Origin of the sequence: Pseudoxanthomonas suwonensis J47 (assembly GCF_000513955.1) — a bacterium.
Classification (GTDB): Bacteria; Pseudomonadota; Gammaproteobacteria; order Xanthomonadales; family Xanthomonadaceae; genus Pseudoxanthomonas; species Pseudoxanthomonas suwonensis_C.
This window is the reverse complement of the sequence record NZ_AZUZ01000013.1, coordinates 12,385-28,783: the sequence shown is the minus strand read 5'-3', so window position 1 is coordinate 28,783 and position 16,399 is coordinate 12,385. Positions and strand designations below refer to the sequence as shown.

The 16,399-nt window shown below is 71.9% G+C and carries 19 protein-coding genes; 7 read left to right on the top strand and 12 right to left on the bottom strand.

Annotated elements, in window-relative coordinates; all coding sequences use genetic code 11:
* The first annotated feature begins 171 nt into the window (after positions 1–171).
* The 3 genes from frmR (at position 172) to fghA (ending at position 2,665) form a co-directional block, all read left to right on the top strand.
* Entirely contained in the window at positions 172–447 is a 276-nt protein-coding gene (gene frmR / locus M503_RS0105080) for a formaldehyde-responsive transcriptional repressor FrmR (RefSeq protein ID WP_028919291.1), read from the top strand.
* A gap of 59 nt (positions 448–506) precedes the next feature.
* Positions 507–1,625: an S-(hydroxymethyl)glutathione dehydrogenase/class III alcohol dehydrogenase gene (locus tag M503_RS0105075; RefSeq protein ID WP_028919292.1), complete on the top strand. Its 1,119-nt coding sequence runs from the start codon at positions 507–509 to the stop codon at positions 1,623–1,625.
* A gap of 155 nt (positions 1,626–1,780) precedes the next feature.
* On the top strand, positions 1,781–2,665 hold the full coding sequence (gene fghA, locus M503_RS0105070) for an S-formylglutathione hydrolase (protein WP_028919293.1): 885 nt from the start codon (positions 1,781–1,783) through the stop codon (positions 2,663–2,665).
* A gap of 13 nt (positions 2,666–2,678) precedes the next feature.
* Here the strand turns inward: fghA and M503_RS0105065 are convergent, their stop codons facing one another.
* From M503_RS0105065 to M503_RS0105035, 7 genes are all read right to left on the bottom strand, one after another.
* Entirely contained in the window at positions 2,679–3,356 is a 678-nt protein-coding gene (locus M503_RS0105065) for an ATP-binding domain-containing protein (RefSeq protein WP_028919294.1), read from the bottom strand.
* Between the two features lies 1 nt (position 3,357).
* A complete protein-coding gene (locus M503_RS0105060; protein ID WP_028919295.1) occupies positions 3,358–3,702 on the bottom strand; it encodes a hypothetical protein in 345 nt (114 codons plus the stop codon).
* Positions 3,703–3,766: 64 nt separating this feature from the next.
* Positions 3,767–4,708, bottom strand: a complete 942-nt coding sequence (locus tag M503_RS0105055) for a DegV family protein (RefSeq protein ID WP_028919296.1) — start codon at positions 4,706–4,708, stop codon at positions 3,767–3,769.
* A 79-nt stretch (positions 4,709–4,787) separates the two neighbouring features.
* Complete coding sequence (locus M503_RS0105050) at positions 4,788–5,420, bottom strand: 2-hydroxychromene-2-carboxylate isomerase (protein WP_028919297.1); 633 nt, start codon at positions 5,418–5,420, stop codon at positions 4,788–4,790.
* Positions 5,421–5,433: 13 nt separating this feature from the next.
* Positions 5,434–5,826, bottom strand: coding sequence for a DUF1761 domain-containing protein (locus M503_RS0105045; protein WP_028919298.1), 393 nt, complete (start codon positions 5,824–5,826; stop codon positions 5,434–5,436).
* A 60-nt stretch (positions 5,827–5,886) separates the two neighbouring features.
* Positions 5,887–7,149, bottom strand: a complete 1,263-nt coding sequence (locus tag M503_RS0105040) for an amidohydrolase family protein (RefSeq protein ID WP_037060556.1) — start codon at positions 7,147–7,149, stop codon at positions 5,887–5,889.
* A 32-nt stretch (positions 7,150–7,181) separates the two neighbouring features.
* Positions 7,182–8,627 (bottom strand): amidohydrolase, encoded by a 1,446-nt coding sequence (locus M503_RS0105035; RefSeq protein ID WP_028919300.1) that lies wholly within the window; start codon positions 8,625–8,627, stop codon positions 7,182–7,184.
* A gap of 191 nt (positions 8,628–8,818) precedes the next feature.
* Here M503_RS0105035 and M503_RS0105030 point away from each other — a divergent pair, with 191 nt between their 5' ends.
* The gene (locus M503_RS0105030; RefSeq protein ID WP_037060541.1) at positions 8,819–9,358 is read left to right on the top strand and encodes a DUF924 family protein; all 540 of its coding nucleotides are present in this window, start codon (positions 8,819–8,821) and stop codon (positions 9,356–9,358) included.
* Positions 9,359–9,435: 77 nt separating this feature from the next.
* Here the strand turns inward: M503_RS0105030 and grxD are convergent, their stop codons facing one another.
* A complete protein-coding gene (gene grxD / locus M503_RS0105025) occupies positions 9,436–10,362 on the bottom strand; it encodes a Grx4 family monothiol glutaredoxin (RefSeq protein WP_028919302.1) in 927 nt (308 codons plus the stop codon).
* 76 nt (positions 10,363–10,438) lie between these two features.
* On the opposite strand from grxD, the gene M503_RS0105020 reads away from it, so the two are divergent.
* On the top strand, positions 10,439–11,215 hold the full coding sequence (locus tag M503_RS0105020; protein ID WP_028919303.1) for a polysaccharide deacetylase family protein: 777 nt from the start codon (positions 10,439–10,441) through the stop codon (positions 11,213–11,215).
* The gene (locus M503_RS0105015; RefSeq protein ID WP_231472322.1) at positions 11,212–11,901 is read left to right on the top strand and encodes an NAD-dependent dehydratase; all 690 of its coding nucleotides are present in this window, start codon (positions 11,212–11,214) and stop codon (positions 11,899–11,901) included. Before M503_RS0105020 ends, M503_RS0105015 begins: the two co-directional genes overlap by 4 nt.
* A gap of 114 nt (positions 11,902–12,015) precedes the next feature.
* On the opposite strand, the gene M503_RS0105010 is transcribed toward M503_RS0105015, so the two are convergent.
* The 4 genes from M503_RS0105010 to M503_RS0104995 form a co-directional block, all read right to left on the bottom strand.
* A complete protein-coding gene (locus M503_RS0105010; protein ID WP_028919305.1) occupies positions 12,016–12,222 on the bottom strand; it encodes a hypothetical protein in 207 nt (68 codons plus the stop codon).
* 99 nt (positions 12,223–12,321) lie between these two features.
* Positions 12,322–12,993: a methyltransferase domain-containing protein gene (locus M503_RS0105005; RefSeq protein WP_028919306.1), complete on the bottom strand. Its 672-nt coding sequence runs from the start codon at positions 12,991–12,993 to the stop codon at positions 12,322–12,324.
* 35 nt (positions 12,994–13,028) lie between these two features.
* Positions 13,029–13,682, bottom strand: coding sequence for an SGNH/GDSL hydrolase family protein (locus tag M503_RS0105000; protein WP_028919307.1), 654 nt, complete (start codon positions 13,680–13,682; stop codon positions 13,029–13,031).
* Entirely contained in the window at positions 13,682–14,959 is a 1,278-nt protein-coding gene (locus tag M503_RS0104995) for a pyridoxal phosphate-dependent aminotransferase (RefSeq protein ID WP_028919308.1), read from the bottom strand. Before M503_RS0104995 ends, M503_RS0105000 begins: the two co-directional genes overlap by 1 nt.
* Positions 14,960–15,260: 301 nt before the next feature.
* Here M503_RS0104995 and rsgA point away from each other — a divergent pair, with 301 nt between their 5' ends.
* Entirely contained in the window at positions 15,261–16,379 is a 1,119-nt protein-coding gene (rsgA, locus tag M503_RS0104990) for a ribosome small subunit-dependent GTPase A (RefSeq protein ID WP_028919309.1), read from the top strand.
* Positions 16,380–16,399 lie beyond the last annotated feature (20 nt).

Genomic DNA, 16,399 nt, shown 5'->3' with positions numbered 1-16,399 from the left:
AGGGCCTCCATCACGGAGGCCCTTCTTGTTTGCGCGGTACGAAACGGCGACGTCCGGGCTCCAGGGGCGCGGGAGATCCCGACGGCAGACAATCCCCTCCGTGCGGTGGCCTGGCGCGGGGCGGGCTGATACCATACCCCAGTATCGGATCGAGCCACGACGGAGTCCCGCGTGCCCCATAGCGCCCACGAGAAGAAGCGTGTCCTCACCCGGGTGCGCCGCATCCGCGGCCAGCTCGAGGCGCTGGAACGCGCGCTGGAAGCCGGCGCCGACTGCGGTGCCGTGCTGCAGCAGATCGCCGCCGTGCGCGGCGCGGTCAACGGCCTGATGTCGGGGGTGATGGAGGCGCACATCCGCGAGGAGTTCGGCCAGCCGGCCGGCTCCAGCGCGCAGCGCCAGGCCCGCGTTGCCGAGATGACCGCGCTGGTCCGTTCCTATCTGAAGTAAGCGGCCGGCGCGCCCGCGCCGCCGGCCTTCCGCAATCGCACCACCCAGGAGTCCATGCCATGAAATCCCGCGCCGCCGTTGCCTTCGGTCCCGGCCAGCCCCTGCAGATCGTCGAGATCGACGTCGCCCCGCCGAAGGCTGGCGAGGTGCTGGTGAAGATCACCCACACCGGCGTCTGCCACACCGATGCGTTCACCCTCAGCGGCGACGACCCGGAAGGCCTGTTCCCGGTGGTGCTGGGCCACGAGGGCGCCGGCGTGGTGGTCGAGGTGGGCGAGGGCGTGACCAGCGTGAAGCCGGGCGACCACGTGATCCCGCTGTACACCGCCGAGTGCGGCGAGTGCCTGTTCTGCAAAAGCGGCAAGACCAACCTGTGCGTGGCCGTGCGCGCCACCCAGGGCAAGGGCGTGATGCCCGACGGCACCACCCGTTTCTCCTACAACGGCGAGCCGATCTACCACTACATGGGCTGCTCGACCTTCTCCGAGTACACCGTGGTGGCCGAGGTTTCGCTGGCCAAGGTCAATCCGGAGGCCAACCACGAGCACGTCTGCCTGCTCGGCTGCGGCGTGACCACCGGTATTGGAGCGGTGCACAACACCGCCAAGGTGCAGGAAGGCGATTCGGTCGCGGTGTTCGGCCTGGGTGGCATCGGCCTGGCGGTGATCCAGGGCGCGCGCCAGGCCCGGGCCGGCCGCATCATCGCCATCGACACCAACCCGTCGAAGTTCGAGCTGGCGCGCCAGTTCGGCGCCACCGACTGCATCAACCCGAACGACCACGACAAGCCGATCCAGCAGGTGGTCATCGACATGACCGGCTGGGGCGTGGACCATTCCTTCGAGTGCATCGGCAACGTCAACGTCATGCGCGCCGCGCTCGAATGCGCGCACCGCGGATGGGGCCAGAGCGTGATCATCGGCGTCGCCGGCGCCGGCCAGGAGATCAGCACCCGTCCGTTCCAGCTGGTCACCGGCCGCAAGTGGATGGGCACCGCCTTCGGCGGGGTGAAGGGCCGCTCGCAGCTGCCGGGCATGGTCGAGGACGCGATGGCCGGCAAGATCGAACTGGCGCCGTTCGTGACCCACACCATGCCGCTGGAGCAGATCAATACCGCCTTCGAGCTGATGCACGAAGGCAAGTCGATCCGTTCGGTGGTGCATTTCAGCGAGGGCTGAAATGCAGGCTGCGCCCCCATGCTTCCGCGTTACGCGGAAGCATGGGCCCCCGATTTCGTTACACCCGAATCCCCGCGGCTGCCGCCGCGCCCCCTTTACTAAAGGGGGCTATTCCCAATGAGTGATGGTCGCCAAGGCCGCACAGGAACTGCGATATGCAACGCATCGAACACCGCGCCTGCTTCGGCGGCTGGCAGGACGTGTACCGGCACCGCTCGCAGGTGCTGGGCTGCGACATGACCGTGGGCGTGTACTTCCCGCCGCAGGCCGAGCACGGTCCGTGCCCGGTGCTGTACTGGCTGTCGGGCCTGACCTGCACCGAGCAGAACTTCATCACCAAGGCCGGCGCTCAGCGCTATGCCGCCGAGCACGGGGTCATCCTGGTTGCGCCGGACACCAGTCCGCGCGGCGATGACGTCCCCGATGCGGACGGCTACGACCTGGGCAAGGGCGCCGGCTTCTACCTCAACGCCACCCGCGAGCCGTGGGCGAGGCACTACCGGATGTACGACTACATCGTCGAGGAGCTGCCGGCCTGGGTCGAAGCCGACCCGGCTGCCAGCGACGTGCGCGCGATCGCCGGCCATTCGATGGGCGGGCACGGCGCGCTGGTGATCGCGCTGCGCAACCCGGGCCGCTACCGCAGCGTCTCGGCGTTCTCGCCGATCGTGGCGCCTTCGAAGGTGCCGTGGGGCGAGAAGGCCTTCTCTGCGTACCTGGGCGAGGACCGCGAGGCGTGGAAGGCCTGGGATGCGTGCGAGCTGGTGAAGACCGCGCAGGAGAAGCTGCCGCTGCTGGTCGACCAGGGCGGCGACGACGAATTCCTCGACGTGCAGCTGCGCCCGCAGCTGCTGCAGGCCGCGGCGGTGGCCGCCGGCCATCCGCTGCAGCTGCGCATGCGCCCGGGCTACGACCACAGCTACTACTTCATCGCCAGCTTCATCGGCGAGCACATCGCCCACCACGCCGCGGCGCTGCACGGCGAGGCGCGCCAACACACGGGTGTCGCCCACCCGCACGACGGCTGCTGCGGCCACTGAGCCGCAGCGCCGCCTAGCCGGCCAGGCGGTAGTCGGTGAAGGCGTAGCGGCCGTCACGCAGTTCGGTGTCGCCGCGCTCCAGCTGCAGGGGCGCGGCGAACATCGGCCCGGCCCAGACGCAGGAGTGGAACTCGCCGTTCTCGCCGCACGGATCCACGTTCGCCGGCAGCGCGTCGAGGAAGTCCGCGTCGAAATCGCGGCCGGCGAAACCGGCATGCAGCTGCGCGGTGTCCACGCAGCTGAGCCGGGCGCGCAGGCCGCCGGCCTGCATCTCCCGCGCCAGCGCCGCGGTGTCGCTGCCGAACAGCGGCACCAGCAGTTCCCAGCCGGCCTCGGCCAGGCGTTGCTCCCGCCAGGCGCGGATGTCCTCGAGGAACAGGTCGCCGAAGGCGGCGTGGCGGATGCCCGGCCAGCGCGCCTTCGCCTCTTCCAGTACCGCCTGCATCGCCGCGGCATAGGCGGCGTTGTCGCACTGCGCCGGGATCGAGGCCTCCAGCAGCGGCAGGCCGGCAGCCCGGGCCTGGGCCTGCAGCACCTCGCGGCGCACGCCCTGCAGCGAGGCGCGGCCGTCCTCGCGGGTCACGGTGGACAGCAGGCCCGCCACCTCGACTTCGCCGCGCTGGCGCAACGTGTGCAGCGCCCACGCCGCGTCCTTGCCCCCGCTCCAGGCCAGCAGTACCTGCATGGCCATCTCAGCCCTTGCTGACGTTGCGCATTTCCCAGCGGTTGCCGGCGAGCAGGCGCAGGCGGTGCTGGAGGATGTCGCCGGGAATCGAGGTCAGCGCGACCAGGTTGATCGCCAGGTCGTGCTGCTCGCCGGTGACGGTGGCGGTGGGGTCGGTGGCGCCCAGCGCCGGGTTCACCTCGTCCGGTTCCGGCTGCATCGCCCGCCAGCGCTCGAACAGCGCCGGCGTGCGCAGCGCATCCTGCAGCTGTTCGGCGAAGGCCTCGGCGCCGTTGGCGGTGAAGGCCAGGGCAGGCTCGCTGCCGCGGGCCAGGGCGGGATCGGGCAGGCGGATCTGGTAACGGACGGTCATGGCGTGCTCCGTGGGGGCTGGGCTCCATCCTGCCAGACGCGTCGCGATACCGGCGTGGGCATGCTCAGGCGAACTTGTGCGGCGGGGCGGCGAAGCCCACCACCACCGCGCCCTTGCCCACGTTGACCATGCCGGTGAGGCTCATCACGCTCTCGAAGACCTCGACCTTGTTGGCCTCGCAAGCATCGAGCAGGCGCGCGTAACCGGGCAGGGCGCGCAGTTCGGACAGCTCGCCGCCGTAGCTGATGCACAGCGTCGGGGTGAGCAGGCCGGCCTGGATGCGCTGCACGGTGAAGTCGAACAGCTTCTGCACCGCCGGCTCGAAGCCCTTGACCTTGCCCGCCGGCGCGGTCTCGCCGCGGTTGCAGTGCAGGATCGGCTTGATGTCCAGCGCCGTGCCCAGCGCCGCGCTGAACAGGCTCACGCTGCGGTCACCCTTGTTGCGGGCGCGGTTGCGCAGGTAGTACAGGTCCGGCGGCACCATGTAGCCGTGCGTGTGCAGGGCCAGTTCCTCCAGCCGCTCGCGGATCTTCTGCACGTTCTCGCCGGCATCGCGCATGCGCACCGCCTCGACCACGCCCACGCCCTGGGCGGAGAACAGGTTCTGGCTGTCGATCACGCGCAGCGCGAACGGGGTGTTGTGCCCGGCGGCCTGCCGGATCGGCTTGTAGTCGTTGAGGATGGCGAAGCTGGCCTGCACCGCGTGCTCGTGGATCGGGCTGCGGGTCTTGGTGAGGGTCATGCAGAACACGTGGTCGTAGTCGACCACCAGCTTGCCCAGGAACAGGTCGCGGATCTGCTCGACCGAATAGGGAATGGTCTCGGCCTCGTGGCCGCGTTCGGCCACGTGCGCGTGCAGGAAGCTCAGCGTCGCCTCCTCGTCGCGGTGGTCGGCGAGGATGGCGTCGCCGATGCGCACGGTAATCGGCAGCAGGATGACGTTATTGCGTTCGATATAGCCGCTCGGCAGATCGCAGGCCGAGTCGACGACGATTCCAATGCGCATGAGCCCCTCCCGTGGCATGCCCCTGGAACGTGAACCCTATCGCAAATCCTGCGGCCCGTGGCAAGGGCCGGAACGCCGTTCAGCGACGCCGCTCGATGCCCACCGGTATCAGGCCGACGCCGGCCAGCGGGCCGTGTTCGAGCAGGCCCGGATCGTCGAGCACGGCCAGCATCAGGTCGTGGCTCTCGTTGCCCCAGAACAGCTCGCCGCCCACCGCCAGGGTCGGCACGCCGAACACGCCGGCGGCCAGCGCGGCGTCGGTATTGGCGCGCAGCCGCTCCTTCACGGCCGGGTCGGCGATCGTCGCCGCGGCATCGTCGATGCCCAGCGACGAGGCGACGTCCGCGAGGGCCTCCGCCGTATCCAGCGCCCGGCCGTCGCGCCAGACCGCATCGAACAGCGCATCGATCGCCGCCACCGTGGTGCCGGCGGCCACGCACAGGCGCAGCGCCGGCAGCGGATTGAACGGATGCGCCGGCGGGAACACCATCGGCACGCCCTCGCGCCGGGCCTGCCACAGCGCCTGGCGGTAGATGAACTCGCGCTTCTTCGGGATTTCCGCCGGGCCGCGCTGCTGCAAGGTGGCCAGCACCGCACCGAACACGATCGGCAGCGGCCGCACGCGGCCGGCGTCCACCAGGGGCCGGATCTTCTGCCAGTGCAGATAGGAGAACGGCGAGACGAAATCGAAGTACCAGTCCGCTTGCATCATCACCACGCCCCACTCAGTGCCACAGGCCCAGGACCAGTCCGTACAGGGCGAACTGCAGGCTGTGGTAGCCGCCATCGATCAGCCACATCTTCAGCGAGCGCCCGGCGAACAGGTAATTGATGGCGAAGCTGGTGGCCACCCAGCCGGCGCCGGCCACCAGGCCGGTGCCTACTGCCCGCGCCAGTTCCGGCGCCGGGCCGATGAACCACGCGAACACGCCTGCGGCGACCAGGCTGGCCACGAACGCGCCGCCGAACACCTTCGCCGGATGCCCGCCGGGTTTGTCCGGATCGATCCCGGCCTCGCGGCACCAGGCCAGGCGGAACAGCGGCCCGTACCAGATGCCGCCAAGCACGAAGGCCGAGACCGCCGCTACCAGTACCGCCCACAGGTTGATCCCGTCCATCGCGTTGTTCCGGTGGAGTCCGGGCGCAAGCCTGCGGCCTGCGCCCGGACGGGGCAAGGCCTAGCGGGTGTACGCCGGCGGCAGGCCGGACTCGCCGCTGCCGCGCAGGTAGCGGTCGCGCAGTTCGGTCTGGCGCGAACGCATCGGCATCGCCCGGCCGCCCAGCCACACCTGCTCGGCGGTGTTGATCACGTCCAGCGGATCGCCGCTCCACAGCACCAGGTCGGCGCTCTTGCCCACGGCGATCGTGCCGAAGCGGTCGTCCACGCCGAAGGCCTGCGCCGGCACCCGGGTCAGCCCGGCCAGGCCGGCTTCCCAGGGGAGGCCGTTGGCCACGGCATTGCCGGCCAGCTGGCGCACCTTGCGCGCGTTGTGCGAGGCGTCGCCGGCCTGGGTGAAGCCGACCTCGACGCCGGCGGCCTGCAGCAGCGCCGCGTTGCGCATCGTCGCGCCGATCTGGTCGAAGTTGCCCGGCAGGTTGGCCAGCACGTCGACGAAGACCGGCACCCGTGCCGCCGCCAGCTGCGGCGCCAGCTGCCAGGCCTCGGCGCCACCGGCGATGGCGATCTTCACCTTCTCGCGCGCGGTCCAGCGCAACAGCTGGCGGATGTCGGCGGCGCGGTCGACCTTGACCACGATGCGGCCTTCGCCGGCGAGGAAGCGCGCCAGCACCGCGCGCCCGGCCGGGGTGAGCAGCGCATGCGGCGAGTCGGCCGGCACCCGGCCGCGCGCCTCGGCGACCATCTGGTCCAGCAGCATCCACTGCGCCGCGCGCGACTTGCCGCTGAGGTCGGCCGCGCTGGCGCCCAGGCGGATGAACAGCGCCTTCGGCCCGACCGGGTCGGCGCTGCCGTCCAGGCGGATCACCCCGCCCTGGCCGGCGACGAAGCTGTGGCCGTTGTCGGCGGCCAGCAGGGTGAAGCCGATGCCTTCCACGCGCGCCACCGGCACCAGCACCGAGGCCGGGTTGTAGGCGAGGGTGACGTCGAACTCCGGACGCACCGGCTGCCCGTCGAGCTTGAGTTCGCCATCGACGGTGGGCGCCTCGCCGGAGACTTCCTCCAGGCCGATGTCGGTGATGCCGCCGAACAGCGCCGGGGTCAGCGGGCGGCCGTTGGCTTCGACCACGCTCACTCCGGCCGGCACGGCCAGGCCGGTGCCGACGGCGCGGATCACGCCGCCCTGCACGAGCACGTCGGCGCCCCGCAGGGTGCCCTGCGCGCCGGCGGTGTGCACGGTGGCATTGCGCACCAGCAGGTCCTGGGCGAGGCCGGGGACGGCCAGCGCCGCGAGCAGGCCGGCGGCGAGGCCGGCGCGCGCCAGGCGCGCCAGCGGACGGAAACGGATGCGGCGGCTCACAGCACACCTCCGGGGGCGGCGGCCGGCTGGCCGAGGAGGAAATCCGAACGCGGCTGCCGCGACGGGTCGTTGCGGTCGAACACGCGCGCGCCGTCGATGTAGACCTGCTCGGCCTGCGCGTAGGAACTGAACGGGCTGCGGTTCCACACCACCACGTCGGCGAGCTTGCCCGGCTCCAGGCTGCCGGTGCGGTCGGCCACGCCCAGGGCGCGTGCGGCGTTGGCGGTGAGCCAGCGGATCGCGCGCTCCGGCGGGATCTCGATGCCGGCGCGGCGCGCGTTGGCGATCACCTTGGCCGCTTCCTGGTTGAGCCGCTGGATGCCTTCCTCCGAATCCGAATGCACGATCGCGCAGCTGTTGGCCGGGCGGTCGACCAGGGCGATGTTCTCCTGGATGCCGTCGAAGGCTTCCATCTTGAAGCCCCACCAGTCGGCCCACAGCGCACCGCAGATGCCTTCCTGCGCCAGCCGGTCGGCGACCTTGTACGCCTCCACGCCGTGGTGGAACGCCGAGATCGTGAAGCCGAATTCCTTGGCCAGGTCGATCATCGTGGTGATCTCGTCGGCGCGATAGCAGTGGATGTGCACCAGGATGTCGCCGTTGATCGCACCGGCGAGGGTATCGAGCTTGAGGTCGCGCTTGCCGCCGGCGTCGCCGGAGCTGTCCTCGCTTCCCGAACCGGACTGCCACCAGCGGCGCTTCGGCGGATCCTTCGGCTTGCCGCCGCCGTTCTTGCGCAGGTATTCGCTGGCGTCGATGAACGCGGCGCGGTAGCCGGCGACGTTGCCCATGCGCGTGGACGGCGCGGTGCCCTTGCCGCCGTAGACGCGCTTGGGGTTCTCGCCGCAGGCCATCTTCAGGCCCCACGGCGCGCCGGGGAACTTCATCGCCTGGTAGGTGGTGGCCGGCACGTTGCGCAGGGTCACGCCGCGGCCGCCGACCAGGTTGGCCGAGCCGGGCAGGACCTGCAGGGTGGTGATGCCGCCGGCCAGCGCCGCGGCGAAGCCCGGATCCTGCGGCCACACCGAATGCTCGGCCCACACGTTCGCGGTGACCGGCGCGGTCATCTCGTTGCCGTCGCTGTGCGCCTTCATGCCGGGGCTGGGATACACGCCCAGGTGCGAGTGCACGTCGATGATGCCGGGGGTGATCCACTTGCCGGTGGCGTCGACCACGCGCGCGTCCGCCGGCGCCTGCAGGCCGGCGCCGACCGCGGCGATGCGGCCGTCGCGCATCAGCACGTCGGCGCCGTCGAGGCGCTCGCCGGTGCCGGTGAGCACGATGGCGTTGCGCAGCAGCACCGGCTCCGACGGCAGCGGCCGGTAGGTGCTCGGATACGGGTCTTCGGTGAAGCGCGAGGCCGCGGAGGCAGCCATCGCGGGACCGCTGCTGGCCAGGCCGATGAAGGCCAGGCACGCCGCGGCGAGCGGCAGGTGTCGCATGGTGTTTCCCCTGGACGGACGCAAGGGCACCGAAGCTAGCGGGCAGGCGTGGATCGCGCAATGTGCCGGTGGTGGGACCTTGCGCACAAAGCAGGCGACGGATGCGGGCGTGGAACGTAGCAGCGCGCGCGTGCGGTCGTGGCACGGACGCGGCTGTGGCAGGCTGGCCCGCACGGGAAAAGGAGAAGGTGATGGAGACGACGGCAGCCGGAGTGGTGCGGTTCTGGCGCGAAGCGGGGCCGAAAGCCTGGTTCAGTGGCGGCGAGGCCTTCGACCGCGAGTGCGAGTCGCGCTTCCTGCAGGCGCACCTGGCCGCGGCGCGACGCGAGCTGGAGGCGTGGCTGGACGATGCCGAAGGCGCGCTGGCGCTGCTGCTCCTGCTCGACCAGATTCCCCGCAACGTGTTCCGCGGCAGCGGCCACGCCTTCGCCACCGACGGCCTGGCCCGGCTGTACGCCGACCGCGCCCTGGCCGCCGGCCACGACCAGGCCTTCGAACCGGCGCTGCGCGCGTTCTTCTACCTGCCGTTCGAGCACTCGGAGGATCCGGCCGACCAGCAGCGTTCGGTCGGGCTGTTCGAACCGCTGGGCGATCCGGTCTATACCGACTACGCGCGCCAGCACCAGCAAGTGATCGCCCGCTTCGGCCGCTTCCCGCACCGCAACCGCGCGCTGGGGCGGATCAGCACGGCGGAGGAGCAGGCCTGGCTGGATGCGGGTGGCGGGTTCTAGGGTGACTTGCGGGGGACGGATAGAAGAAGAGCGGGGCAAGCCCCGCTCTACGGTGTCGCTTCCGGGTGTCGCGTGGCTCAGTAGCGCGGCACGCTGCCGTCCACTTCCTGCGCCCAGCGGTCGATGCCGCCTTCCACGTTCAGCACGTTGCTGAAGCCCTTGTGGCGGAACTCTTCCGCCGCCTGGCCGCTGCGGCCGCCGCGGTGGCAGAGGAAGGCGATGCGGGTGTCCTTCGGCAGCGACTCCAGGTCGATGCGGCCGCTGCCGTCGAAGGTACGGTGCGGCACGGCGACCGAGGCGATCGCGCGCTCTTCCGGCGGACGCACGTCGACCAGCACCAGCTCGCCGCTGCGGACCTGGCGGTCGGCTTCGGCCGGGGTGATGGCCTGGACGGGCTTGGGCGCGTTCGGGTTGTCGATGGCCAGGCCCTGCCCACGGAAATCGTCGACCCAGTCGATGGTGATGCCATTGGCGCGGCGCGCGCTGGCCGGGTCGAACTGGATGCGCAGGCCCTGGGTCTCCACGGCGATGGCGTTGTCGTTGCGCGGAGCGATCTGGAAGCGCGGCTGGAAGCGCGCGTCGATCGACAGCGCCAGCGCGGCGTTGCCGGCGTCGGCCAGGGCACCGCGCAGCTTCTCCGCGGCCGCTTCGGTGACGGTGACCTGCGGCGGGGTGCGGTCCGGCTCCGGCACGCCCAGCAGCTGCGACAGCTCGCCGCTGGAGGCCATCTGCTCGATGATGTCGCTGCCGCCGACCAGCTCGCCGTCGACGTAGAGCTGCGGGATGGTCGGCCAGTTGCCGAACACCTTGATGCCTTCGCGGATCTCCGGGTCGGCCAGCACGTTGACGTGGGCGTACTCCACGCCCAGGTCTTCCAGCACGCCGCTGGCCTTGGCCGAGAAGCCACACTGCGGCATGCCGGGCTGGCCCTTCATGAACAGCACGACGCGGTTGGCCTGGAGCAGCGATTCGATGCGCGAACGCAGGGCGGGATCGAGGGACATGGGGGGAAACTCGCAAACGGAAAGGGAACCGGGCAGGCCCGGGCCGGCCATTCTACCCCCGTGGCATCATGCGCCGATGAGCGCCCCGGCAACGCTGCATCGCATTCCGCGCCCCGGCGCCTGGTGGGCCTGGCTGCTGCTGTCGCAGCTGGCGGTGGCGCTGCTGTGGTGGCGGCTGGGCTGGGCCTGGGGCCTGCCGGCGCTGGCCCTGTCGCACCTGGCCTTCCTGCTGCCGGTGTTCCTGCCGCGTTCGCCGCTGTACCTGCCGGTGCTGTCGCGGCTTCCGGCGGACGACCGGGTGGCGTGGCTGACCATCGACGACGGCCCCTCCGACGACACCGTCGCGATCCTGGATGCGCTGGACCGGCACGGCGCCCGCGCCACCTTCTTCCTGGTCGGCGAACGCGCGCGGGCGCGACCGGCGCTGGTGGCCGAGATCCGCCGCCGTGGCCACGCCATCGGCAACCACACCCATACCCACCCGTCGGCGCGGTTCTGGGCGCTGGGGCCGCGGGCGATGGCCGCCGAGATCGGCCAGGCGCAGCAGGCGCTGGCCGAGGTGGCGGGCGTGGCGCCGCGCTGGTTCCGCTCGGTGGCCGGGCACAGCAACCCGTTCCTGGCCGCGCCGCTGCGCGAGCACGGCCTGGCCCGGCTGGCCTGGACCGCGCGCGGCTACGACGCGGTCGATGGCGACCCGGTGCGGGTGCTGCAACGGATCGGCCGCGACCTGCGCCCGGGTGCGATCGTGCTGCTGCACGAAGGCGCCGCCCACGGCCGCAGCGTGGAGATCGTCGAAGGCGCGCTGTGCCTGCTGGCCGAGCGCGGCTACGCCACCGTGGAACCGCCGCAGTGAACGCAGCGCCCGAAACCGGTGGCCTGCGCGAGCCGGCGCCGACGGTGCCGCGCCGGGTCCTGCTCGCCGGCGCCACCGGCCTGGTCGGCCGCCACGTGCTCGACCTGTTCCTGGCCGATCCGCGCGTCGGCCAGGTGGTCACGCCAGTGCGGCGGCCGCTGCCGGCGCATCCGAAGCTGCTGCAGCCGCAGGTGGACTACGACGCCCTCGACGCGGACGCGCCCTGGTGGGACGTCGACGCGGTGGTCTGCACGCTGGGCACGACCATGGCCCAGGCCGGTTCGCGCCAGGCCTTCCAGTGCGTCGACCACGACTATCCGCTGCGCGTGGGCGAACTGGCGCGGCACCATGGCGCGAAAGCCTATGCGCTGAACTCGGCGACCGGCGCCGATTCCGGTTCGATGTTCTTCTACAACCGGGTCAAGGGTGCGGTGGAGCGCGACCTGGCAGTGCTGGGCTTCGAGTCGTTCACCTGCGTCCGCCCCGGCCTGATCGGCGGCGACCGCCACGAGGCGCGCCGCGGCGAACGCGCCGCGCTGGCCGCGTTGCGCGTGGCCGGTCCGCTGCTGCCGCGCGCCTGGCGGATCAGTCCGGCGCCGCGGATCGCCGCGGCGCTGGTGGAGGCGGCGGTCGAGCCGGTGCCCGGCAGGCACGTCGTCGCCGCGGCGGAGCTGGCCGCGCCCTGAGCCACTGTGGCAGCGGCAGGCCTGCCCTGATCCGTCGCCCACGTTATCGGCGGGCCGCGATCCGCTGCATGGACGGATCGGCCGATCCGGTCTGCTGTGCGGGCGAACAGCGTGTTACGACTGCCCCGGCGGCGGGTGCGAGGTCGCGAGCAGGCGCTCCTGCTTCTCCTCGCGTCGCTGCCGCTGGCGATGGCGGTAGAGCACGGCACCGCCGATGAACACCCACAGGCCGAGCACGATGCGCAGCGGATCGAGGCTGGCCATCACCAGCAGGCCGGACAGCTGGGCGATGATCGCGAGGTTGAGGACGAGGTCCCGCATCGGAAGGCTTCCCTGCAACATGGACGGAGGCGGCCAGTCTCCCGCGCGCCCCGTGCCCCCGCCATCAGGAAAGTCCGATATCCCCGTCAGGACGCGCCGCTAGTCGCGCGTGGCCACGATCAGCCAGTTGTTGAATGGCGTGTTGCCGGACCATGGCGCGAAACTGCTGCGCAGGCCGGCGGCGTCGAAGCGTGCACGCAGCACATCGGCGTCCGGATAGTGTCGCGGCGCGGCGTTCATCCAGCCCAGCAGGCGCGCCAGGTGGTCGGTGGTGCGGGTGATGCGGGCGCGGCGGCTGCCGTCGTCCAGGCCGGTGCGGATCACCAGCTTCGCGCCCGGTTCCAGCATGCCGACCATCGCGTCGACCACGGCCAGCTGCCGCTCGGGATCGAAGAACTGCAGCACGTCGAGGATGGCGACGCTGCCGCGGTGCGGCGGCAGGTCGCGCGACAGGTCGAGGGTTTCGAAGCCGGCGTCGGCCAGTCCGCTGCGCGCGGCGGCGCGGCGGGCGGCGGCGATCTTGCGCGCGTCGTTGTCCACGCCGAAGTAGCGCAGGCGGCTGCCGTCGGCGTGCAGCGCATGGGCCAGCAGGCCCAGCCCGCAGCCCAGGTCGAGCAGCGGTGCGGTGGTGCCGCGCAGCGCCGCGCACACGCCTGGATAGAGCGGGTCGCTGCCGAGCTTCGCCTTGGCGTAGTAGTAGTGGTAGCGGCTGCCCAGCAGGGTACCGGGCAGGAAGGCCTCGGCAATGTACCGGGCGTTCCTGCGCGGCAAAGGCTGCGGCGTGGCGTCGGTGGCGGACGCGGCCATCAGCGCAGCACCTCGCGCGCCGCCGGCAGGGCCAGCGCGGCCCACAATGCGTACATCGCCGCGGACGGGTGCAGGCCGTCGTCGGCCAGCATTTCGACCTCGCCGCCGCGTTCGCGGCTGACCGGGGCGATATCGATCCAGCGCGCGCCGGCGCGCGCGGCTTCCTCGCGGCATACCGCGTTGAAACCGTCGATCTGCGCGGCGACCAGCGCCGCGTCGCGCCGCTGCGCGAACGCGAACGGAGTGACGCCCCAGTCCGGAATCGCCAGCACCAGCACCCGCCGCGGGTCGCCGCCGGCGAACCCGGACGCGCGCCGCAGCAGCGCCGCGAACTGGCTGCGGAACTCGTCCAGCGGCCGCCCGCGGTACTGGTTGTTCACCCCGACCAGCAGGCTCACCAGGGCGTGTTCGTTACCGATGGGCGCCTGCGCGTGCGCCGCGTCGATGCCGGCGTCCAGCTCGTCGGTGGTCCAGCCGGTGGTGGCGATGATCCGCGGTTCGCCGATGGCGAAACCTTCCGCGCGCAGCGCCGCGGCCAGCTGCACCGGCCAGCGGCCTTCGGGCGCGACGCCTTCGCCGATCGTGTAGGAATCGCCCAGCGCCAGGAACGCGGACGGGGAAGCGCTGGCGGGGACCTTCGCGGCCGCCGTCATCAGGCCGCCGCGTTGCGCGAGCGTGCCTTCAGCGGCACCACCTTGGTCGCAGCCTCGGCGCGGCGGCCGAGCGCGCGGTCGATGCGCGCGAACACCTCGCGCATCAGCCCCGCCTCGGGCAGCAGGGTGACGCGGAAGTGGTCGCGGTAGGGCACGTTGAAGCTGGAGCCGGGCACGATCAGCACGTCCTCGGTTTCCAGCAGCTCCAGTGCGAACTCGTGGTCGTCGAAGCCGCGCGCGGCCGGGCCGACCACGCCGGGGAACGCATACAGCGCGCCCTTCGGCTCGACCAGGCGCAGGTGCTCGCTGGCCGCGCAGGCCTCGACCACCGCGCGGCGGGTCTCGTACAGGCGCCCGCCGGGCGCGCACAGTTCGCTGATCGTGTCCGGGCCGTTGACCGCCGCCTCGATCGCATACTGGCCGGCGACGTTGGCGCACAGGCGCAGGCCGGACAGCAGGTCCAGCGCGTTGCGGTAATCGGCGGTGCGCGCCGCGGTGCCGGTGAGGATCGCCCAGCCCACGCGCCAGCCGCAGGCGCGGTGCACCTTGCTCAGGCCGGAGAAGGTGATGCACGGATGGTCGCCGGCGATCGGCGCCAGCGGCACGAACTGCGCGCCGTCGTACAGCACCTGGTCGTAGATCTCGTCCACGAGCAGGAGCAGGTCGTGGCGCTGCGCGATCGCCACCAGGCGCTCGAGCAGTTCCCTCGGGTAGACCGCGCCGGTGGGGTTGTTCGGGTTGATCAGCACGATCGCGCGGGTGCGCGAGGACACCAGCGTCTCGATCTGCACCGGGTCGGGCATGAAGCCGTTCTCCGGGGCGCAGTGGTAGTACACCGGGCGACCGTCGTTGAGGATGGTCGCGGCCGACCACAGCGGGTAGTCCGGCGACGGCACCAGCACCTCGTCGCCCGGGTTGAGCAGGGCGCGCAGGGTCATGTCGATCAGCTCGGACACGCCGTTGCCGACGAATACCCGGTCGGTGTCGACATGCGGCGCGCCGCGCTTGCGGTAGGCCGAAGCCAGCGCCTCGCGCGCGGCCGGCAGGCCGAGCTGGTGGGTGTACGGATCGGTGTGGGCAATGTCGTCGACGATCGCGCGCTGCAGGTGCGCCGGCGCGCGGAAGCCGAATGCGCCCGGATTGCCGATGTTGAGCTTGATCAGCGTGCGCCCTTCCGCCTCGAGCGCGTGGGCTCGCCGGTTCAGTTCTCCGCGGATCTCGTAGCGGACTTCTGACAGGCGCTCGCGGACGCGGAGCGTTTTCTCGGTGGCGGGCATGACGGCGGGGCGGCGCGGACAGGGAACCGCGATGGTATCGGAAAAAGCGCGCGCAAGTGCCCGGATTCCCGATGTTTTGCGCGACGTTCGGCGCCGGTACGGTTTCGGCTGGAACCGTACCGTGGCGGGCGGCCCGCATCGGCGGGCGGGGAACGTTTCCGGGGCGGCGGCATGGCCGCGAACCGTGACGGCGTCCACGTCCCGTACCGTCCTCGCACAGGCAGGGCCGGCTGGTGGCGGGGCGCGCCTGGGTTGAAGCCGCTCCGGCAGACGGGGCGGGCGGCGCTCTACAATGCCGCCCATGGACCATGCCGCCCCCGACTTCGCCTCCCTGCGCCAGATCGGCTGGCCCTGGGCCGGCGCAGCCGAGGACCCGGCCTGGCAGGCCCTGGCCGAGGCCCATCCCGGCGCACGCCCGGCGCGGGTGATCGAACAGCACCGCACCGGCTACGTGCTCGCCGACGGCCCGCAGGGCGGGTTCCGCGCCGAATCGCCGCCGGAATGGCAGCGTCGCCCGGTGTTCACCGCCGACGGCGTGCCGCTGCACGAGCGCGCCGCGGTCGGCGACTGGGTGCTGCAGGACGGCCGCCGCATCCTCGCCCTGCTGCCGCGCCTGACCGCGATCAAGCGCGCCGCCGCCGGCGAGCACTACCAGCAGCAGGTGATCGCGGCCAACGTCGATACCGCCTTCGTGGTCTGCGGCCTGGACGCCGACTTCAACCCGCGCCGCATCGAACGCTACCTGCTGCTGGTCGGCGGCGGCGGGGTGAAGCCGGTGGTGGTGCTGACCAAGGCCGACCGCGACGGCGCCGACGCCGACGCCGCGCTCGCCGCGCTGGCCGACCTGCGCGCCCAGGGCGTGCCGGTGCTGGCGCTGAACGCGCGCGACCCGTCCACCGCCGAAGCGCTGTCGCCGTGGCTGGGCCCGGGCCGCACCGCGGTGCTGGTCGGTTCCTCCGGCGCCGGCAAGTCGACCGTCACCAACACCCTGCTCGGCGAGGAGCGGATGAAGACCGGCGCGGTGCGCGAGCATGACTCGCGTGGACGCCACACCACCACGCACCGCGCACTGATCGCGCTGCCTTCCGGCGCCTGCCTGATCGACACGCCAGGCATGCGCGAGCTCAAGCCCACCGGCGAGGAAGAGCTGGCCGACGGCGGTTTCGCCGACATCGAGGAGCTGGCGTCGCAGTGCCGCTTCAGCGACTGCGCGCACCGCGCCGAGCCCGGCTGCGCGATCCGCGCGGCGATCGCGGCCGGCACGCTCGATGCGGCGCGCGTGGCCAACTACCTCAAGCTGCGCGACGAGGTCGCCGGCGCCGCCGACCGCCTGGCGACGCGGCTGGCGCAGAAGGCCGACGCGCGCGTGCAGAACAAGGCGCTGCGCAAGCGCCTGGACCAGAAGTACCCGCGCCGCTGAGGCTGCCGGACCTGCGTGTC